The 17,405-nt window shown below is 74.3% G+C and carries 23 protein-coding genes; 13 read left to right on the plus strand and 10 right to left on the minus strand.

Annotation, left to right across the window (positions count from 1 at the left end; all coding sequences use genetic code 11):
• Positions 1 to 26 precede the first annotated feature (26 nt).
• The 4 genes from ACQP12_RS17500 to ACQP12_RS17515 all read left to right on the plus strand — a co-directional run bounded on the left by ACQP12_RS17500 (position 27) and on the right by ACQP12_RS17515 (position 2,319).
• Positions 27 to 530, plus strand: a complete 504-nt coding sequence (locus tag ACQP12_RS17500; RefSeq protein ID WP_357946575.1) for a MarR family winged helix-turn-helix transcriptional regulator — start codon at positions 27 to 29, stop codon at positions 528 to 530.
• Positions 531 to 599: 69 nt separating this feature from the next.
• A complete protein-coding gene (locus ACQP12_RS17505; protein ID WP_433280184.1) occupies positions 600 to 1,166 on the plus strand; it encodes an isochorismatase family protein in 567 nt (188 codons plus the stop codon).
• Positions 1,167 to 1,250: 84 nt separating this feature from the next.
• A complete protein-coding gene (locus tag ACQP12_RS17510) occupies positions 1,251 to 1,766 on the plus strand; it encodes a DUF2087 domain-containing protein (RefSeq protein ID WP_433280186.1) in 516 nt (171 codons plus the stop codon).
• A gap of 127 nt (positions 1,767 to 1,893) precedes the next feature.
• Complete coding sequence (locus tag ACQP12_RS17515; protein ID WP_357946567.1) at positions 1,894 to 2,319, plus strand: Hsp20/alpha crystallin family protein; 426 nt, start codon at positions 1,894 to 1,896, stop codon at positions 2,317 to 2,319.
• A gap of 85 nt (positions 2,320 to 2,404) precedes the next feature.
• Here the strand turns inward: ACQP12_RS17515 and ACQP12_RS17520 are convergent, their stop codons facing one another.
• Positions 2,405 to 3,439 carry a helix-turn-helix transcriptional regulator gene (locus tag ACQP12_RS17520; protein ID WP_433280188.1) on the minus strand — a complete coding sequence of 345 codons (1,035 nt, stop codon included), beginning with the start codon at positions 3,437 to 3,439 and terminating at the stop codon, positions 2,405 to 2,407.
• A 184-nt stretch (positions 3,440 to 3,623) separates the two neighbouring features.
• Here ACQP12_RS17520 and ACQP12_RS17525 point away from each other — a divergent pair, with 184 nt between their 5' ends.
• The 4 genes from ACQP12_RS17525 to ACQP12_RS17540 are packed head-to-tail and all read left to right on the plus strand — an operon-like array spanning position 3,624 to position 6,596.
• On the plus strand, positions 3,624 to 4,616 hold the full coding sequence (locus ACQP12_RS17525; RefSeq protein ID WP_433280190.1) for a tyrosine-type recombinase/integrase: 993 nt from the start codon (positions 3,624 to 3,626) through the stop codon (positions 4,614 to 4,616).
• 41 nt (positions 4,617 to 4,657) lie between these two features.
• Positions 4,658 to 5,350 (plus strand): TetR/AcrR family transcriptional regulator, encoded by a 693-nt coding sequence (locus ACQP12_RS17530; protein ID WP_433280192.1) that lies wholly within the window; start codon positions 4,658 to 4,660, stop codon positions 5,348 to 5,350.
• Positions 5,347 to 5,721: a VOC family protein gene (locus ACQP12_RS17535; protein WP_433280194.1), complete on the plus strand. Its 375-nt coding sequence runs from the start codon at positions 5,347 to 5,349 to the stop codon at positions 5,719 to 5,721. Before ACQP12_RS17530 ends, ACQP12_RS17535 begins: the two co-directional genes overlap by 4 nt.
• A gap of 29 nt (positions 5,722 to 5,750) precedes the next feature.
• Entirely contained in the window at positions 5,751 to 6,596 is an 846-nt protein-coding gene (locus ACQP12_RS17540) for an LLM class flavin-dependent oxidoreductase (RefSeq protein WP_433280196.1), read from the plus strand.
• A 4-nt stretch (positions 6,597 to 6,600) separates the two neighbouring features.
• Here the strand turns inward: ACQP12_RS17540 and ACQP12_RS17545 are convergent, their stop codons facing one another.
• A complete protein-coding gene (locus ACQP12_RS17545) occupies positions 6,601 to 7,002 on the minus strand; it encodes a winged helix-turn-helix transcriptional regulator (RefSeq protein ID WP_433280198.1) in 402 nt (133 codons plus the stop codon).
• A gap of 93 nt (positions 7,003 to 7,095) precedes the next feature.
• Between ACQP12_RS17545 and ACQP12_RS17550 the strand changes: the two genes are divergently transcribed.
• Entirely contained in the window at positions 7,096 to 7,923 is an 828-nt protein-coding gene (locus ACQP12_RS17550) for an SDR family oxidoreductase (protein ID WP_433280200.1), read from the plus strand.
• A 46-nt stretch (positions 7,924 to 7,969) separates the two neighbouring features.
• Here ACQP12_RS17550 and ACQP12_RS17555 read toward each other — a convergent pair whose 3' ends face one another.
• Entirely contained in the window at positions 7,970 to 8,341 is a 372-nt protein-coding gene (locus ACQP12_RS17555) for a VOC family protein (RefSeq protein WP_357946544.1), read from the minus strand.
• A 131-nt stretch (positions 8,342 to 8,472) separates the two neighbouring features.
• On the opposite strand from ACQP12_RS17555, the gene ACQP12_RS17560 reads away from it, so the two are divergent.
• Positions 8,473 to 8,934, plus strand: a complete 462-nt coding sequence (locus ACQP12_RS17560) for an Rv0361 family membrane protein (protein ID WP_433280202.1) — start codon at positions 8,473 to 8,475, stop codon at positions 8,932 to 8,934.
• 16 nt (positions 8,935 to 8,950) lie between these two features.
• On the opposite strand, the gene ACQP12_RS17565 is transcribed toward ACQP12_RS17560, so the two are convergent.
• The 3 genes from ACQP12_RS17565 to ACQP12_RS17575 all read right to left on the minus strand — a co-directional run bounded on the left by ACQP12_RS17565 (position 8,951) and on the right by ACQP12_RS17575 (position 11,906).
• On the minus strand, positions 8,951 to 9,670 hold the full coding sequence (locus tag ACQP12_RS17565; protein WP_433280204.1) for a thymidine kinase: 720 nt from the start codon (positions 9,668 to 9,670) through the stop codon (positions 8,951 to 8,953).
• Positions 9,671 to 9,731: 61 nt separating this feature from the next.
• Positions 9,732 to 11,123, minus strand: a complete 1,392-nt coding sequence (locus tag ACQP12_RS17570; RefSeq protein ID WP_433280206.1) for an MFS transporter — start codon at positions 11,121 to 11,123, stop codon at positions 9,732 to 9,734.
• A gap of 15 nt (positions 11,124 to 11,138) precedes the next feature.
• A complete protein-coding gene (locus ACQP12_RS17575; protein ID WP_357946537.1) occupies positions 11,139 to 11,906 on the minus strand; it encodes a glycerophosphodiester phosphodiesterase family protein in 768 nt (255 codons plus the stop codon).
• Positions 11,907 to 12,005: 99 nt separating this feature from the next.
• Between ACQP12_RS17575 and ACQP12_RS17580 the strand changes: the two genes are divergently transcribed.
• Together ACQP12_RS17580 and ACQP12_RS17585 are read left to right on the plus strand one after the other, a co-directional pair.
• A complete protein-coding gene (locus tag ACQP12_RS17580; RefSeq protein ID WP_433280208.1) occupies positions 12,006 to 12,458 on the plus strand; it encodes a helix-turn-helix domain-containing protein in 453 nt (150 codons plus the stop codon).
• Positions 12,451 to 12,819, plus strand: a complete 369-nt coding sequence (locus ACQP12_RS17585; protein WP_357946532.1) for a DUF4180 domain-containing protein — start codon at positions 12,451 to 12,453, stop codon at positions 12,817 to 12,819. The genes ACQP12_RS17580 and ACQP12_RS17585 overlap by 8 nt, the downstream gene beginning before the upstream one ends.
• 3 nt (positions 12,820 to 12,822) lie before the next feature.
• On the opposite strand, the gene ACQP12_RS17590 is transcribed toward ACQP12_RS17585, so the two are convergent.
• From ACQP12_RS17590 to ACQP12_RS17605, 4 genes are all read right to left on the minus strand, one after another.
• A complete protein-coding gene (locus tag ACQP12_RS17590; protein WP_433280210.1) occupies positions 12,823 to 13,665 on the minus strand; it encodes an SDR family NAD(P)-dependent oxidoreductase in 843 nt (280 codons plus the stop codon).
• An 88-nt stretch (positions 13,666 to 13,753) separates the two neighbouring features.
• Positions 13,754 to 14,404: a flavodoxin family protein gene (locus tag ACQP12_RS17595; protein ID WP_433280212.1), complete on the minus strand. Its 651-nt coding sequence runs from the start codon at positions 14,402 to 14,404 to the stop codon at positions 13,754 to 13,756.
• A 73-nt stretch (positions 14,405 to 14,477) separates the two neighbouring features.
• Complete coding sequence (locus tag ACQP12_RS17600) at positions 14,478 to 15,254, minus strand: lysophospholipid acyltransferase family protein (protein ID WP_433280214.1); 777 nt, start codon at positions 15,252 to 15,254, stop codon at positions 14,478 to 14,480.
• Positions 15,255 to 15,359: 105 nt separating this feature from the next.
• Positions 15,360 to 15,773 (minus strand): VOC family protein, encoded by a 414-nt coding sequence (locus tag ACQP12_RS17605; protein WP_357946521.1) that lies wholly within the window; start codon positions 15,771 to 15,773, stop codon positions 15,360 to 15,362.
• A gap of 211 nt (positions 15,774 to 15,984) precedes the next feature.
• On the opposite strand from ACQP12_RS17605, the gene ACQP12_RS17610 reads away from it, so the two are divergent.
• A complete protein-coding gene (locus ACQP12_RS17610) occupies positions 15,985 to 17,397 on the plus strand; it encodes a cytochrome ubiquinol oxidase subunit I (protein WP_433280215.1) in 1,413 nt (470 codons plus the stop codon).
• The last annotated feature ends 8 nt before the right edge of the window (positions 17,398 to 17,405 follow it).

Raw genomic sequence — 17,405 nt, forward strand, 5'->3', positions numbered from 1 at the left:
TTTCGCCGTCGGCGTACCGTTGTCGGGTGACCGACCGCGACCCCGTCGACCAGCACATCGAACGCTGGCTGCCCGTGGTGCCCGACCTGGACCCCGACGTGGAGGGGGCGGTCGTGCGGATGATGCTGCTCGGCCGGCATCTGCGCGAGGTGAAGGACCGGGTGCTGGCCGAGCTGGACCTCCAGGAGAAGGAGTACGGCACCCTGCACGCCCTCGCCGGCCGGGGCGGCCGGGCCGCGCCCTCGGAGATCGCCGGTGACCTGCGGATGGCGCCCGCCTCGATCACCGCGCGGGTGGACGCGCTGGTCCGCCGGGGCTTCGTCCGGCGGATCCCGTCCGAGGTGGACCGCCGCCGCATCGACGTGGAGCTCACCGACGCCGGCCGGGCCACCTGGCGGCGCGCCATCGGGGTGGTCGGCGACGAGGAGCTCCGGGTGTTCGGCGCACTGGCCCCGGACGAGCGACGGGTCCTGTCCGACCTGCTCCGCCGGGTCACCCTGGCGGCCGGGCCGCCGCCGGGCCGGATCTGACCGGCCGGAATGTCGGTGGGCGGGGCTAGCTTGGTCACCGACCAGCCAACGCCCGTCCAGGGAGGCGCCATGAGCACGCTCGTCGACCGACCGCACACCGCCCTGCTCGTCATCGACGTGCAGAACGGCGTCGTGCGGCACGCGCACGACCGGGACCGGGTGGTCGGCAACATCGCCACCCTCGTCGAGCGGGCCCGCGCGGCCGGCGTCGAGGTGGTCTGGGTGCAGCACCGCAGCGAGGAGCTGCCCACCGGCAGCGAGCAGTGGCAGTACGTGCCCGAGCTGGCGCGCCGCGACAGCGAGCCGCTGGTGCACAAGGCCTGGGGCGACTCCTTCGAAGAGACCGACCTGGAGTCGGTCCTCGCCACACGCGGCGTCGGCCGGCTGGTCGTGACCGGCGCGCAGACCGACGCGTGCATCCGCTCGACGCTGCACGGCGCGATCACCCGCGGCTACGACGCGACACTGGTGGCCGACGCCCACACCACGGAGGACCTCTCCGCCTACGGCGCCCCGCCGCCGGAGCAGGTCATCGCCCACACCAACCTCTACTGGCGCTTCCACTCCGCGCCGGGCCGGACCGCCGGCACGGTGGACACCGCCGACGTCGACTTCGCCGCGCCGGTCCCCGCCTGAGCCGAGCCGCCGGCGGGTGACGCGTGTCCGGCGGTCGGCGGAAAATCCGTCGCCGCCCGGGGCGGGCGCTGGCAGGCTGCGGTCATGAGTGCACAGGCCCTCGCGGGGGCGCTCGCCGACGAGCGCCGCCGCGCCGTGTTCGCCGCGATCGTGCTCGGCGCCGGAGACCTCCCCGCCGTCGCGTCCCGCACGGGGCTGTCCGCCCGGGACGCCGCCACCGCGATCCGCCGGCTCACCGACGTCGGCGTGCTGACCGACGACGGGGCCGGGCTGCGGGTCGACGGCGAGCGGCTGCGGGACTTCGCCCGCGCCGGCGGCCCGCCGGCACCGGCCGCGAACCCCCGCGAGACGATCCTGCGCACGTTTCTGCGGGACGGCACGCTGACCCGGCTGCCGGCCCAGCGCGGGCGCCGCCGGGTGCTGCTGGAGCACATCACCGAGCGCTCCTTCGAGCCGGGCGTGCGCTATCCGGAACGGGCCGTCGACGACGCGCTGCGGCGGTGGTGCGAGGGCGGCGAGGCCGACCACGTGTCGCTGCGCCGCTACCTCATCGACGACCTGCTGCTCACCCGCGAGCACGGCGTCTACTGGCGACCCTGACCCCGGCGACGCCACCGCCGGCGTGGGTTGACGACGCCGCCCTGTCGCGCTAAAACAGAAATCGAGAACTTGAGTCGCCCAGACTCAACTTAACACCTTCGGCCAGGAGAACCGAGGAGGCACGGCCATGTTGATGCGTACCGACCCGTTCCGCGAGATCGACCGGCTCACCGAGCAGTTCTTCGGCACCACGGCCCGGCCGGCGGTCATGCACCTGGACGCCTACCGCGACGGCGACTACTTCTACGCCGCCTTCGACCTGCCGGGCGTGGACCCGGACAGCATCGACTGCACGGTGGAGCGCAACGTGCTGACCGTCCGCGCCGAGCGGCGCCGAGCCGGCGGCGACACCGTCGAGCTGGTGGCGGCCGAGCGGCCGATGGGCACCTTCACCCGTCAGCTCTTCCTCGGCGACACCCTCGACACCGACAAGCTGGAGGCCGGCTACGAGAACGGCGTGCTCACCCTGCGCATCCCGATCTCCGAGCGGGCCAAGCCGCGCCGGATCGCGGTCACCGCGGCGGGCAACGGCCGCCGCGAGATCAGCGCCTGACGGGGGCGCCGCCGTCAGCCCGATCGGGCGCCCGCCGGGGAGTTGCCCGATCAGACGCGCCGGGGGAGAGGGACGCCCGAGGCCGTCACGGGACCGTGCGAGCGGGGGTGGCCGGGGAACCGGCCGCCCCCGCCGGCGTCTCCGGGGCCGCCGGGTAGAGCCGGGCCAGGGCGTGCGCCGTGGCGGTGAGGCGGTCCCGCAGCTCGGCCGGCTCCAGCACCTCCACGTCCGCGCCGAGTTTCAGCAGCTCGGTGTGGGCGTGCCGCACCGACTCGATCGGCACGGTGGTCTCCAGCCAGCCGTCCGGGCCCGGTTCGCCGGCCGCCGCGCGGGCCGCCCGGCTCATCTCCGGCGGGAAGACGTACGGCATGAACTCCAGCGCGGCCACGGTCAGCCGGATCCGGGCCTGGTCGCGGTAGACGTCCCGCTCGTAGCGCTCGGTCCACTCCCGCCAGTAGTCGGCCAGGTCGAAGTCGGCGGGCCGCTCGTAGCGCTCGTCGCAGATCGCCACGTCGAGGACCGCGCCGACCCGGTAGGTGCGCAGCTGCTCGTCGCAGCGGGCCACCAGATACCACCGGCCCGCCTTGAGCACCACGCCCAGCGGGGCGACCACCCGGGTCACCTCGCGCGGCGCGCGCCAGCGCCGGTAGCGCATCTCCACCAGCCGGTCCTCCCACACGGCCCGGGCCAGCGCCGCCAGGTGCGGCGTGGGTTCGGGGTGCCGGAACCAGCCGGGCGCGTCCAGGTGGAACCGCTGCCGGGCCCGGCCGCCCCGGTCGGCCAGCTCGTCGGGAAGCGCGGCGAGGACCTTCAGCTCGGCGGCCGCCACCACCGGCCCGAGGCCCAGGTCGGCGGCCGGACCGGGCATGCCGGCCAGGAACAGCGCCTCGGCCTCCGGCGCGGTCAGCCCGGTCAGGCGGGTGCGGTAGCCCTCCAACAGCCGGTAGCCGCCGGCCGGCCCGCGGTCGGCGTACACGGGGACGCCGGCCGCGCCGAGCGATTCGACGTCGCGGTAGACGGTCCGGACCGACACCTCCAGGGCGTCGGCGAGCTCCTGGGCGGTCATCCGGCCCCGGGTCTGCAGAAGCAGCAGCAGGGAGACCAGGCGGCTGGCACGCACGTCGTGACGGTATCCCGCGCCGGAGAACCCGCGGCGGCCCGGCCCGGCGGCCCGGTCGTGTCGGCCCGCCGGGCGGGCAGAAGCCGACCGGGCACCGGCGAGGACGCGGCCGGCTGGTGGCGGCGGAAGATCGCTCGGGCGCGCCTCGTCGCGAATCGCCCGGACGGCTGAGAGCCTTTCTCACATGCTGCGTCCCGAGGTGCTGCCCCGCGGGTCGGTGCCCGCCGCCCTGGGCGAGGGTCCGACCGATTTCACCGAGGCGTGGCTGCGCAACCGGCGGCTGTCCGAGCACACCCGCGACGCGTACCGGCGGGACGTCACCGGCTGGCTGAGCTGGTGCGCCGGCCGGGGCCTCGACCCGCTGCGGGCCAGCTTCCTCGACGTCAACGCCTACGGGCGCGAGCTGGAGTCCACGCCGGGCGGGCGGGGCGGCCGCCCGCTCACCCCGGCCACCGTGGCCCGCCGCCTGTCCGCCCTGTCGAGCTGGTACGACTTCCTGGTCAAGCTGCGCGCGCTGGAGGCCAACCCGGTCGCCGCCGCGGACCGTCCCCGGGTCGACCGGGACCACTCGGCCACGATCGGGCTCACCCCCGACGAGGTCGACGCGCTGCTGGCCGCCGCCGACGCGGACACGGGTCCGACGGCCGCGCGCAACCGGGCGGCCATCGCCCTGCTGGCCGACCTGGGGCTGCGGGTCGGCGAGCTGGTCTCGCTGGACCTCGCCGACCTGGGCGCCGAGCGCGGGCACCGCAGCGTCCGGTTCGTCGGCAAGGGCGGCAAGGTACGCCGGCGGGCGCTGACCCCCGGCACCGCGTACGCCATCGACGCGTACCTGGCCGCGCGCGCTGCCACCGAGGGGGTGACCGTGCCGGAGCTGACCGGTCCGCTGCTGGTCACGGCGACCGGGGGGCGGCTGGACCGGCACGCGGTGTTCCGGCTGGTGCGCCGGCTCGCCCAGGCCGCCGGGATCCCCGCCTGGGCGAAGCTGTCCCCGCACTCGCTGCGGCACGCGTTCGCCACGACGGCCCGCTCCGAGGGGGTGCCGCTGGAGGACGTGCAGGACGCCATGGGGCACGCCGACCCGCGGACCACCCGCCGTTATGACCGGGACCGGCACAACCTGGATCGTGACCCGGCGTACGCGATCTGGGCCGCCCGCGCCCGCCGGCGCGGATAGTCCCTTGACGGAGTGAGTACTCACTCCGCAAGCTGGTCGGCATGACCGATCCACAGCCACCGCGACGGCGCGCGCCCGGCATGAGCCCCGACCAGCGCCGGGCGATGATCGTGCGGGCGGCGGTGCCCCTGCTCGCCACCCACGGGGCCGCGGTCACCACCGCCCAGGTGGCCCGCGCCGCCGGCATCGGCGAGGCGACCGTCTTCCGCGCCTTCCCCGACAAGGATGCCCTGCTCGACGCCGCCGTCGCCGAGGCGCTGCGCCCCGACACCGTGCTCGCCGAGCTGGCCGCGATCCCGCTGGACCGGCCGCTGGCCGACCGGCTCACCGCCGCCGCCACGGCGCTGCTGGCCCACCTGGACCGGCTCGGCGCGGTAATCGCCGTCGCCCACACCGCCGGCCGCCCCGGCCGGGCCCGGCGAACCGCGACCGGGAACCACCCGCCGCGCGACGGCGCCGCACGCCACGAGGCGGCGACCGCCACCCGGGCGGCGGTCGCCGCCCTGTTCGCGCCGGAAGGGGATCGGCTGCGACTGCCGGCCGACCGGCTGGCCGCCCTGTTCCCGGAAGGGGATCGGCTGCGACTGCCGGCCGACCGGCTGGCCGCCCTGTTCCTCGCCGTCCTGCTGCCCGGCCGCCCACCACTGGCGGCCGACCGGCCGACTCCGCCCGAGCTGGTCGACCTGTTCCTGCACGGCGCGCTCGCGCCGGCCGCCCCGGAGGAGAGCCGATGACCGTCACCCTCAACCACACCATCGTCCCGGCCCGCGACCATCACGCCGCCGCCCGGTTCTTCGCCGACGTGATGGGCCTGCCGGTGCTGCCGCCCGCGGGCCGGCACGGCCACTTCGCCCCGGTCCGGGTCAACGACCAGCTCACCCTGGACTTCATGAGCGTGCCCGCGCCGGAGGGGCACCACCTGGCCTTCGACGTCGACCCGGCCACCTTCGACGCGATCCTGGACCGGCTGCGCGCCACCGGCGTGCCGTACGGCAGCGAGCCGGGGGCGCCGGACAACGGCCGCACCGACCATCCCCTGTGCGCCCGGGGGCTGTTCTTCCGCGACGAGGCGGGCAACCTCTTCGAGGTGATGTCCCCGGCCTGACCGTCGTACCCCGGCCGTAGGGTGCCGGGATGCGGCACGGGCTGGAGATCTGCTGCGGGGGCGCCTCGGTGACGGTGTCCGACCTGGTCGCGCTCGGCGAGCTGGCCGAGCGGGCCGGCTGGGACGGCGTGTTCCTGGAGGACTACCTCATCCACCACGCCGGGGACGACCCGCCGACCTGGGATCCCTGGCTGGTGCTGGCGGCGGTGGCCGGCCGCACCGACCGGGTCCGGCTGGGCACCACCGTGACCGCGCTGCCCCGGCGCCGCCCGGCCAAGCTGGCCCGCGAGGTGCTCACCCTCGACCACCTCTCCGGGGGCCGGGCCGGGGTCGCGGTGGGCGTCGGTGACCCGGCCGACCGGGGGCTCGCCGCGTTCGGCGAGCCGACCGACGTGAAGACCCGCGCCGCGATGCTCGACGAGGGCCTCGACCTGCTGGTGGGGCTGCTCGGCGGCGAGCGGGTCACGCACCGGGGCACCCACTACCGGGCCGAGGCGGTGGCCCTGCGGCCCGCGCCGGTGCAGTCGCCCCGGGTGCCCGTCTGGGTCGGCGGCAGCGCGCAGGCCGGGGCCGTGCTGCGGAGGGCCGCCCGCGCGGACGGCATCGTGCCCTACAAGCTGACCGACACGGCCGGCTGGTCCGACTTCACTCCCGACGAGGTGGGCGACCTGGTCGCCGCGCTGCCGGCGGTCCGCGCCGACGGGCAGCGGTTCGACGTGGCGATCGGCGGCCGGCGGCGGCGACCCGACGAGCGGGCCGAGCGGGCCTACCTGGCGGAGCTGGCGGCGGCCGGCGCGACCTGGTGGCTGGAGTACGTGCCGGCCGGCGACCCGGCCGAGATGTGTGCGGCGGTCGCCCGGGGTCCGCTGCGGTGACCGGTCAGCGCCCGCGCGCCGGCCGCTGGCGGGCGTCGTAGTCCTGGCGGGCCTGCTCGACCCGGTCGAGGTGGCCGGCGGACCACTGCGCCAGGTGGGCGAAGAGCGGGGCCAGGCTGCGGCCCAGCTCGGTGATTTCGTATTCGACCCGGGGCGGGACCTCGGCGTGGTAGGTGCGCAGCACCAGGCCGTCGCGTTCGAGCTGCCGCAGCCGCTGGGTGAGCACCTTCGGGGTGATGGTGACCAGACGGCGTTCCAGCTCGACGAAGCGCTGCCGGCCGTACTCGTGCAGGGCCCAGAGGATCGGCGTGGTCCAGCGGCTGAACACGAGGTCGACCACCGGGGCGATCGGGCACGCCAGCTCCGGGTCACCGCCCGTGCGGGCCTGCCAGGTGGTGCTGCTCACATTCCCTCCCGACGCCGTTACTTTCCTCTAGGTACCTACTATACGCAGGCGATTAGCGTGCTCCACATCGCACATTCGAGAGGGGCACACATCATGATCGTGGTTACCGGAGCGACGGGGAACGTGGGACGGCCGTTGGTGCGGGCCCTGGCCGCAGCGGGTGAGTCGGTGACGGCCGTGTCCCGGCGGGTCTCGGCGGCGGACCTGCCGTCCGGCGTCCGGGCGGTCCGCGCCGAGCTGGCCGACCCGGCCGGGCTGAAGACGGCGTTCGACGGTGCCGAGGCGTTGTTCCTGCTGCTCACCGGCGAGCAGCTGACCGGCGGCGCGGACCCGGGCGCCATCCTCGACACCGCGCGGCAGGCCGGCGTACGCCGGGTGGTCCTGCTGTCCTCACAGGGCGTGGCGACGAAGCGCCATCCACCGGGTCAGGAGGAGGCGGTCCGCACGTCCGGGCTGGAGTGGACGGTGCTGCGACCGGGCGGCTTCCACTCCAACGCCCTGGCCTGGGCGCCCGGGGTACGAGCCGGCCGGGTGGTGCACGCGCCCTTCGGCGACGTGGCGCTGCCGAGCGTCGACCCGGCCGACATCGCCGAGGTGGCGGCGCTCGCGCTGCGCGACGGGCGCCACGCCGGCGGCACGTACGAGCTGACCGGCCCGGCGGCGGTCTCGCCGCGGGAGCGGGCGGCGGCGCTCGCGGCGGCGCTCGGCGAGCCGGTCCGGTTCGTCGAGCAGACCCCGCAGCAGGCGCGGGAGCAGATGCTGGCGTTCATGCCGGAGCCGGTGGTGGCGGCGACCCTGAGCATCCTGGGCACGCCGTCGCCGGCCGAGCAGCGGGTCAGTCCGGACGTCGCGCGCCTGCTCGGCCGTGCGCCGCGCGGCTTCGCCGACTGGGCGGCGCGGCACGTCGCCGACTTCCGCTGACCGGCCCGCCGGCCCGCCGGGCAACCCGGCGGGCCGGCGGCGGTGCTCAGCCCTGCGGCCGGGGGCAGAGGCAGAACGGCTGGCCGATCGGGTCGAGCAGCACGGTCCACCGCTCGCCGCCCGGCTGGAAGTCCGGGCGCGTCGCGCCGGCCGCCACGAGGTCCTTCTCGGCGAGCGTCACGTCGTCGACGTAGAGGTCGAGGTGGTAGCGCTTGCCGCCGGTCTCGTCCGGCCAGGCCGGCGGCGCGTACCCGGGCACCAGGCCGAAGCCGATCGAGGTCCCGTCCTTGCTGATCATGGCGTATTCGGCCTGGCTGTGGGTGACCTCCCAGCCGAGGGCGCGGGAGTAGAACGCGGCGTGGGCGGCCGGGTCGGAGCTGTCGAGGTTGACCATCGCGAGGTCGGCGTGCGCTGTCATGCCCGGCAGTCTGCCGAAGGTACCTGCCACCTGCTGTCAGGTTCATCCGGCGGATCACTGCGGGCGGCCGTCGGCCCCGGGCGGCCACAACTTCCTGCGGACCGGCCCGCCAGTCTTTACCGTCGGTGGTGATGGGCAGGGAACGGGCGGAGAGCCGGCCGGCCCGGCGCCGCCGCCGGCCGGTACGTGCCGGTGTGCTGGTCGCCGGCCTCGGGCTGGGCACCTGCCTGGTCGGGGTGGCCGGGCTCGGTGTCTGGAACGTGCAGGTGGTGCTGCAGGCCAACGGCCCGGTGCGGGACACCGCCGACGCGTTCTTCCGCCAGGTCGCCGCCGGGGAGACCGACCAGGCGTACGACAAGCTGTGCCGGCAGGCGCGCGGGAAGTGGAGCCAGGTCGGCTTCGGCAGTTGGGTGCGCACCCCGCCGCAGGTCAGCGGCTACGAGATCGTCGACGTGGCGGTGCAGACCCGGGGCGGCCGGCCGCGCGGAACGGTGACGGTGCGGCTGACCCGCGACGGCGGCGGCAGCGAGGAGCGGGAACTGCCGATCGTGCAGGAGGACGGGAAGTGGCGGGTCTGCGGCGACCCGTTCTGACCCCGGCGGACCAGCCTCAGGCGCGCGGGCCGAGGTCGCCGGAGCGGTAGTGGCGCCGGCAGAGCACCTGGTAGCGCACGTCGGCGGTGTCCACGGTGTCGCCGATGACGACCTGCTCACCCTCGCGCACCACCCGGCCCTCGACGACGCGGGCGTTGAGCCGCCCTTCGCGGCCGCACCAGCAGAGCACCTCGACCTGGATGCGGGCCACCTCGTCGGCGAGTTCGAACAGCCGCTGGGCGGCGGGGAACAGGCAGGAGCGGAAGTCGGTGGCCAGGCCGAAGGCGTACACGTCGACGTCGAAGTTGTCGACCAGGTCGGCCATCTGCTCGATGTGGTCCAGGTTGTAGAAGGAGGCCTCGTCGCAGATGAGGTAGTCGACGCGTACCCCCTCGGCCCAGGCGTCGCGGACCAGGTCGCGCAGGTCCAGTTCGTCGGTGACCTCGACGGCGGAGTGGGCCAGCCCGATGCGGGTGGTGACCTGCGGGCCGAGCGAGCGGTCGATGCGGGTGGTCACGAGGCCGCGGCGACCCTGCCGGGCGTGGTTGTAGTTCATCTGCAGGGCCATCGTGGACTTGCCGCAGTCCATCGGCCCCCAGAAGAACTTCAGCGCGGCGGCGTGCAGCGGCCGGCCGTTCACGGCGCGGGCGGCGGCGCAGCCGCCGGCACGGTCGTCGCCGGGGCCCGGAAGCGGGAGGGCCAGGCAGATCGGGGCGGCAGCGGCGTCGTCGGTCACGTCGGGGCAGCCTAGCCCATCGACGCGGAAGGATCTTGCCCGCGCGGACCGCGGGCGAGCGTCACAGCACCCGGGGCGGGGTGTTGCCGGCGGCGACGATGGCCCGGCGGATCGGCACGGCGGCCAGCAGCGCGAACCCGACCACGAAGAAGATCAGCAGGGAGACCAGGCCCACCCGGTAGGAGGAGGTCAGCTGGAACACCAGGCCGAAGGCGAGCGGCCCGAGCCAGCTGGTGCCCTTGTCGCTGATCTCGTAGAAGCCGTAGTACTCGCCCTCCTTGCCGGTGGGGATGAGCTGGCTGAACAGCGACCGGCTCAGCGCCTGGCTGCCGCCGAGCACCAGGCCGATGCACCCGCCGAGCACCATGAACGGCACCGGCGCCTCGGCGGGCAGCCGGAACGCGGCGATGATCACCCCGGTCCACAGCACCAGGGACAGCAGCACGGTCTTCCAGGCGCCGATGCGCCGCGCGAGGGCGCCGAGGGCGAGCGCGCCGCCGAAGGCGAGGAACTGCACCAGCAGGATCGTCACGATCAGGGTGCTCTGTTCCAGCTTCAGTTCCTCGGTGCCGTACTGGCTGGCCAGGGTGATGACGGTCTGGATGCCGTCGTTGAAGACCAGGAAGGCGAGCAGGAAGAACAGCGTCAGCGGGTAGGCCTTGATCTCCCGCAGGGTGCGGCCGAGCTGCCGGAATCCGTCGGTGAGCACGTTGCCGCCGCCGTGCAGCGCCGCGGCGGTGGGGTGCTCACGCAGCCAGCGCAGCGGCAGCAGGGTGAACGCCGCCCACCAGACGCCGGCCGAGACGATCGACCAGCGGGCCAGGTCGAGGGTGCGCTGCGGGTTGCCCTCCTCGCTGAGCAGGGTGACCGCGACCAGGTTGAGCGCGAGCAGCAGCCCGCCGCCGAGGTAGCCGATGGCCCAACCCCGGCTGGAGATGGCGTCCCGGTCGTCGGGGCCGCCGAGCTGCGGCAGGAACGAGTTGTAGACCACCACGGCGGCGCCGAAGGAGATGTTGGCGACCAGGAACAGCGCCCCGCCGAGCAGGTAGCGGTCGCCGGTGACGAAGGCGAACCCGATGGTCGCGGCGGCGCCGGTGAACGCGGCGAGGGCGAGCAGCCGCTTCTTGTGCGCGGACCGGTCGGCGATCGCGCCGACCACCGGCAGCACGAACACGGTGAGAAACACCGACAGCGAGATCAGGTACGGGTAGAAGGAGCCTGCGGCGACCCGGATGCCCAGCGGGTGCACGGCCCCGACGCAGCTGTCGGCGCCCAGCTCGCAGCCGGCGGCCAGCTCGGTGACGGTGGTGAGGAACGGGCCGAGGAAGACCGTGATCACCGTGGTCTGGAAGGCGGAGTTCGCCCAGTCGTAGAAGTACCAGCCGGTGCGCTCGCGGCGGGTGCTGCCCGGGTGGGCGGGTTCGGCGACGGCGGGGGCGACCGTATCGGCCATCGGGGTCCTCGAGGTTCAGGCGGCCCAGTGGCCGCGGCTGCGGTAGACGTCGCGCAGCACGCCGACGTGATCGGTCATGATGCCATCCACACCAAGATCAAGTAAGTCGTGCATTTCGGCGGGTTCGTCGATCGTCCAGACGTGCACCTGCAACCCGAGCCGGTGGCAGTAGTCGAGGAACCGCCGGTCGACCACGGGCAGGCGCCCGTACCGGACGGGGACCTGGGCGGCGACCACCGACGGGGGCAGCCGCATCGGCCGCCCGTGCAGGGAGGCCATCCGCAGCCGGGCCACCCCGCGCATCCCGAGGCTGGTGGCGACCTTCGACCCGGCCAGGGCGCGCAGCCGGGCCAGCCGGGCGTCGCTGAACGAGGCGAGCAGCACCCGGTCGCCGGCCCCGGTGCGGGCCACCGTGTCGACGGTCGGCACGACACCACCGTCGGCCTTGACGTCGACGTTGAAGCGGACCTCGGGCCAGGCGCCGAGGACCTCGTCGAGGCGGGGCACCACGGCGGCGCCGCCGACGCGCACCGAGGCCAGGTCGGCCCAGCGCAGGTCCGCGATGCGGCCGGATTCGCCGGTGACCCGGCGCAGGGTGGCGTCGTGGAAGATCACCGGCACCCCGTCGGCGGTGGCGTGCACGTCGGTCTCCACGTAGCGGTAGCCCAGGGCGATGGCGCGGGCGAACGCGGCGGCGGTGTTCTCGTCACCCTCGGCCGCGCCGCCACGGTGGGCGAACGCCAGTGGGGCGGGGGCGTCGAGATAGCCGTGACGGGGCTGCACGCCGGAAGTATGCCGCGCGCGGGTGGCGTCCGGGTGACCGGCCGGCGTCGCGATAACGAACTTCCCTATCACTCCCTCACCGCGCTAACATGGGGAACGATGGGTAATGACATGTACTCGGTGGAGCAGGTGGCGGAGCTTCTCGGGCTGCACGTGCGCACCGTGCGCGGCTACATCCGCGACGGGCGGCTGCGGGCGGTGCGGATCGGCAAGCAGTACCGGATCGCCCGCGCCGACCTGGACGCGCTGACCGGCCGGCCCGCCCCGGCGCCCGGCCCGCCCGCCCTGGAGGTGTCGAGCATCGTGCAGGTCGACGGCCTGGACCGGGCCGCGGCCGACCGCCTGGCCACGCTGGTGCTGGCCGGTGTCAACACCCACCACGACCCCGCGCGCCCGCTGCGCGTGCAGACCGTCCACGACGAGGAACGCCACCGCATGAAGATCGTGATCCTGGGCGACGCCGCCGCCACCGCCGACCTGCTGCACCTGGTCAACGCGGTGCTGGCGGGAGACAACGACCTGCTCACCCGGACGGAGACCGGCGATGCCTGACGTGCTGGAGGACCGGGCCGGCGTGCCCGTGCTGGTCTGCGACCCGGCCGGCCCGCCGGTGGCCACCACCGAGGCGGCGCTCGACCTGATCGGCGCGGCCTTCGCCGGCGCCGAGGTGGTCGCGGTGCCCGCCGCCCGCCTCGACCCGAGCTTCTTCACCCTGGGCAGCCGCTTCGCCGGCGAGATCATGCAGAAGTTCGTCAACTACCGGCTGCGCCTGGTCGTCGTCGGCGACATCTCCGCGCACCTGGCCGCCAGCAGCGCGCTGCGGGCCCTGGTGGCCGAGTCCAACCGGCACGACCACATCTGGTTCGTGCCCGACCTGGCCGCGCTGGACGCCCGGCTGGGCGCCACCGGCTGAGCCTCAGCGCACCCACCCGGCGGTCAGCGCGGTCACCCCGAGCCCGTCGGGGTCGGCCAGCTTGACACCGACGAACTGCCGGGCGGCGGGGGAGGTCTGCACCCGGGGCGCGGGCTCCGGGTCGATCAGCGTCGCCACCACCGCCGCGGCCGCGTCCGCGGGTGACTGGGCGGCGGCGAACGAGGCGGCGCTGCGATCCAGGTACGCGCGCAGCGCCGGCCCGTACACCCCGGCGGCGGCGACCGCGGCCTCGGCGTCCAGGCCCACGTTGGCGACGAACTCGCTGGCCACAGCGCCCGGCTCGATGACGGTGACGCTGACCCCGAGGGTCGCGGCGACCGGGGCGAGGCTTTCCATGAAGCCCTCGACGGCGAACTTCGCCGCGCAGTACGCCTCGTTGAACGGCTGCCCGACCACCCCGCCCACGCTGGTCACGGTGATCAGCCGTCCCCGGGTGGCGCGCAGGTGCGGCAGGGCGGCCCGGGTGACGTGCAGGACGCCGAAGAAGTCGACCTCCATGACGGCCCGGACGGCGTCGACGGTCTCCCGTTCCAGGGTGCCGACGTGCCCGGCGCCGGCGTTGTTGACCACCGCGTCGAGCCGGCCGTGCCGGGCGACCACCTCGGCCACGCACGCGGCGGCCGCGGCCTGGTCGACGACGTCGAGCCGGCGTACCTCCAGCAGGTCGCCGACCCCGGCGGCGTCGGCGGCGGCGCGCAGCCGGTCGGCGCGGGCGGGGTCGCGCAGGGTGGCGACGGTGCGCCAGCCGGCGCGGGCCGCGCCCACGGCAGTCTCCAGGCCGATGCCGGTGGACGTGCCGGTGATCAGGACCGTCGGTGCGCTCATCCCCGCCTCCGCCGTCGGCTGCCGCGTTCCGCTCGCAGGGTCGCACCGGGCGGCGGGTCGGCGCAGCGGAACGCCCGACGTGAGCGCGTCAGCCCGGCTGCCGGCTCGGGCTGACCCCGGCGTCGCGGGTCTGCGGCGGCGGGTACGGCTGCTCGGCCAGCAGCCGCGCCAGGTGCGCGCTGTTGAGCGCCAACGCCGAGGTGGTACGGCCGGTGGTGTCCGGTTTGGGGCGGGCGTCGATGTAGTCGGTCTTGTGCAGCGCCTCACCGACCCAGTAGGTGGCGCCGGCGGCGGGGCAGGTGAAGCCGACCTCGTTGAGCGCCTGCTGCACCTGGCCGATGGTGTGGTGCGCGCCGTCCTCGTTACCGACCACGGCGACGCCGGCCACCTTGCCGTACGTGCTCAGCCGGCCCTCGGCGTCGGTCTCGGACAGCTCGGCGTCCAGCCGTTCCAGGACCATCTTGCAGACCGCCGACGGCTGGCCCAGCCAGATCGGGGTGGCGATCACCAGGATCTGCGCGGCGAGGAGCTTCGCGCGGATGGCGGGCCACCCGTCCCCGTGACCCTCGTCGGTGGAGACGCCGAAGCGCACGGAGTGGTCGACGACCCGGACCAGCTCCCCGGAGACCCCCTGGTCGGCGAGCGCGTCGAGCACCTCCTGACCGAGCGCCTCCGAGCTGGACGGCGCGGGGGACGGCTTCAGCGTGCAGTTGAGCACCAGAGCCCGGATGGACGCCACGGTCGTTTCCTCTCGGCCGGCCGGCGGTGACGATGTCGCATACCCCGGTCGCCGGCCGGCGAAGCCTGCCCGGTCAGCGCGCCGGGCGGCGGCGGTGCACCCGGGTGGTCTCGATGGGCCGGCCGGGGTCGACGTGGCGGGGTCGGTCCGGCTCGTCGGGGCGCAGCGGCACGAGCTCGTCGGTGATCGCGTCGATGATCCGGCCGGTGGCCCGCCGGGCGGCGCCGGGGGTGCCGGGGTGCAGGTCGCGCAGCAGCACCGGGGCGCCGAAGCGCACCCGGATGACCGGCCGCCGCAGCACCGCCCGGGCGAGGCCGCGCAGCATGCCCTTCGGCGCCCGGTAGGGCAGCACCTCGTGGGAGCCCCACTGGGCGACCGGGACGACGGGGGCGCCGCTGGCGAAGGCGAGCCGGGCGGCGCCGGTCTTGCCGCGTTCGGGCCACATGCCGGGGTCCAGGCCGATGCGCCCCTCCGGGTAGACCAGCACCACCGAGCCGCCGGCCACCGCGCCGGCGGCGGTCTCCAGCGAGTGGTGCACGGAACGGGTTCCCCGGTCGACGCGGATGTGCCCGGCGCGGCGCATCAGCGACCCGATCACCGGGGCGCGGAACAGCCCGCCGGTGGCCATGATCCGCGGGTGGATGCCGCGGACCTGGCAGGCGGCGGCGAGCACCACGGGGTCGAAGGGGCTGATGTGGTTGACCGCCAGGACCAGCGGCCCGTGCCGCAGGTCGTCCGGCACGTCACCGCTGACCTTCAGGCGGCCGAGCAGGCCGACGAGGCCGCGGGCGGCCAGTTGCGCGGCGCGCCAGAGCAGGGGCGCCCGCCAGTGGGTGATCGGGGTGTCCATCAGTGCTGGATGGTCGCACGCGCCCGGGTGAGCGCGGGAACCGATCCCGGTGGGCGACGACTGCCGGTGCCCTCCGCCACGGCGGAGGGCACCGGCGAGGGGCCGCTATTCCGCGTAGGGCTGGTTCTCGCCCTGGGCGCTGTAGCCGAGGCTCCAGACGTAGCCGTCCGGGTCCGCGAACGAGCCGCCGTATCCGCCCCACGGCAGGGGGCCGGCGGGCTTGAGGATCGTGGCGCCGGCCTTCTCGGCCTCCGCCATGACCTCGTCGATCCGCCCCTCGCTGCGGACCACGTAGGTGAGGACGAGCCCGCTGAAGCCGCTGCCGTCCGGGCTGGTGCCCACCTGCTCGGCCAGGCCGTCGCGGCCGTAGAAGCCGACGGGGGAGCCGCCGTCCGGTGCGAAGAACACCGAGACGCCGTAGTCCTGCGCGATCTTCCAGCCGAGACCCTCCGTGTAGAACCGCTTGGACCGCTCCATGTCCCGTACGCCGAGGAGGATCGAGCTGACGTGGGCTTTCATGCGTTGTCTCCTTCTCCGTGCCTGCCGATCAGGTGCACGTCAGTCACGCTACGGAGCGGCCGCTGGCCGGCGCTTCTCGATTCCTGACCGGTTGCGAGGTGATCAGGGTCATTGGTCCCGGCCCGGATCGGGCCCTGTGGCCCTGCCCGCCTGTCTACGACGTCGAGTAGTATTTACTACGTCTCGTAGTATGCACAGCTGGGGGTTTCAGGTGGACGCGTTGGACGTCGCCCGCTGGCAGTTCGGTGTCACCACCGTCTACCACTTTCTCTTCGTGCCCTTGACCATCGGCCTGTCCGTGCTGGTGGCCATCCTGCAGACCCTGTGGCACCGCACCGGCAACGAGCGGTACCTCAAGCTCACCAAGTTCTACGGCAAGCTCTTCCTGATCAACTTCGCGATGGGCGTGGTCACCGGCATCGTGCAGGAGTTCCAGTTCGGCATGAACTGGTCGGACTACTCGCGCTTCGTCGGGGACATCTTCGGCGCGCCCCTGGCCATCGAGGCGCTTGTCGCGTTCTTCCTGGAGTCCACCTTCATCGGCCTGTGGATCTTCGGCTGGGACCGGCTGCCCAAGCGGCTGCACCTGGCCGCCATCTGGGCCGCGGCGATCGGCACCAACCTGTCCGCCTACTTCATCCTCGCCGCGAACTCGTTCATGCAGAACCCCGTCGGCTACCGGATCAACCCGGACACCGGCCGGGCCGAGCTGACCGACTTCGTCGCGGTGCTCACCAACAAGGTCGCCCTGGTGACCTTCCCGCACACCCTCGCCGGCGCGTTCCTGGTCGCCGGGTCCCTGATCGTGGCCGTCGGGCTGTGGCACGTCATCCGTGACCCCGGCGGCGCCGACACCGGCGCCTACCGCTTCGCCACGAAGTTCGGCTCCTGGGTGGTGCTGGTCTCCGCCGCGGCGGTGCTGTTCACCGGCGACATCCAGGGCAAGATCATGACCCAGGTGCAGCCCATGAAGATGGCCGCCGCCGAGGGCCTCTACACCACCGAGAGCCCCGCCTCGTTCTCCGTGCTCACCGTCGGCAGCCTCGACGGCAGCCGGGAGATCTTCGCGATCAAGATCCCGCACCTGCTGTCGTACCTGGGCACCGGCGACCCGAACGGCACCGTGCACGGCATCAACGACCTGCAGGCCCAGTACGCCAGCCAGTACGGCGCCGGCAGCTACACCCCGATCATCCCGGTCACCTACTGGAGCTTCCGCTTCATGATCGCGCTCGGGATGGCCGCCGCGGCGATCGCCCTGCTCGTGCTCTGGACCCAGCGCAAGGGCCGCACCCCGACCAGCCGGTGGCTGCTGTGCGCCGGCCTCGTCATGCCGGCGCTGCCGCTGCTGGCCAACTCCTTCGGCTGGATCTTCACCGAGATGGGCCGCCAGCCGTGGATCGTCTTCGGCGAGATGCTCACCCGCAACGGCGTGTCCCGCAGCGTCTCGCTCACCGAGGTGCTCACCTCGTTCACCGCCTTCACCCTGATCTACGCCACCCTCGCGGTGATCGAGTTCAAGCTGCTGGTCCGCTACGCCAAGGCCGGCGTGCCCGACGTCAGCCCGCAGCCCGTGGCGGACGACACCGACGACGCCGAGCGCCCGCTGGCGTTCGCCTACTGACCCCGGAG

Source organism: Micromonospora sp. CA-244673, assembly GCF_050948395.1.
GTDB lineage: Bacteria > Actinomycetota > Actinomycetes > Mycobacteriales > Micromonosporaceae > Micromonospora.

Coding starts and splice junctions, on each gene's coding strand:
- ACQP12_RS17505 (WP_433280184.1), top strand. CDS start 600: ATGAGCACGCTCGTCGACCGACCGCACACCGCCCTGCTCGTCATCGAC.
- ACQP12_RS17510 (WP_433280186.1), top strand. CDS start 1,251: ATGAGTGCACAGGCCCTCGCGGGGGCGCTCGCCGACGAGCGCCGCCGC.
- ACQP12_RS17515 (WP_357946567.1), top strand. CDS start 1,894: ATGTTGATGCGTACCGACCCGTTCCGCGAGATCGACCGGCTCACCGAG.
- ACQP12_RS17525 (WP_433280190.1), top strand. CDS start 3,624: ATGCTGCGTCCCGAGGTGCTGCCCCGCGGGTCGGTGCCCGCCGCCCTG.
- ACQP12_RS17530 (WP_433280192.1), top strand. CDS start 4,658: ATGACCGATCCACAGCCACCGCGACGGCGCGCGCCCGGCATGAGCCCC.
- ACQP12_RS17535 (WP_433280194.1), top strand. CDS start 5,347: ATGACCGTCACCCTCAACCACACCATCGTCCCGGCCCGCGACCATCAC.
- ACQP12_RS17540 (WP_433280196.1), top strand. CDS start 5,751: ATGCGGCACGGGCTGGAGATCTGCTGCGGGGGCGCCTCGGTGACGGTG.
- ACQP12_RS17550 (WP_433280200.1), top strand. CDS start 7,096: ATGATCGTGGTTACCGGAGCGACGGGGAACGTGGGACGGCCGTTGGTG.
- ACQP12_RS17555 (WP_357946544.1), bottom strand. CDS start 8,341: ATGACAGCGCACGCCGACCTCGCGATGGTCAACCTCGACAGCTCCGAC.
- ACQP12_RS17560 (WP_433280202.1), top strand. CDS start 8,473: ATGGGCAGGGAACGGGCGGAGAGCCGGCCGGCCCGGCGCCGCCGCCGG.
- ACQP12_RS17570 (WP_433280206.1), bottom strand. CDS start 11,123: ATGGCCGATACGGTCGCCCCCGCCGTCGCCGAACCCGCCCACCCGGGC.
- ACQP12_RS17580 (WP_433280208.1), top strand. CDS start 12,006: ATGGGTAATGACATGTACTCGGTGGAGCAGGTGGCGGAGCTTCTCGGG.
- ACQP12_RS17585 (WP_357946532.1), top strand. CDS start 12,451: ATGCCTGACGTGCTGGAGGACCGGGCCGGCGTGCCCGTGCTGGTCTGC.
- ACQP12_RS17590 (WP_433280210.1), bottom strand. CDS start 13,665: ATGAGCGCACCGACGGTCCTGATCACCGGCACGTCCACCGGCATCGGC.
- ACQP12_RS17600 (WP_433280214.1), bottom strand. CDS start 15,254: ATGGACACCCCGATCACCCACTGGCGGGCGCCCCTGCTCTGGCGCGCC.
- ACQP12_RS17605 (WP_357946521.1), bottom strand. CDS start 15,773: ATGAAAGCCCACGTCAGCTCGATCCTCCTCGGCGTACGGGACATGGAG.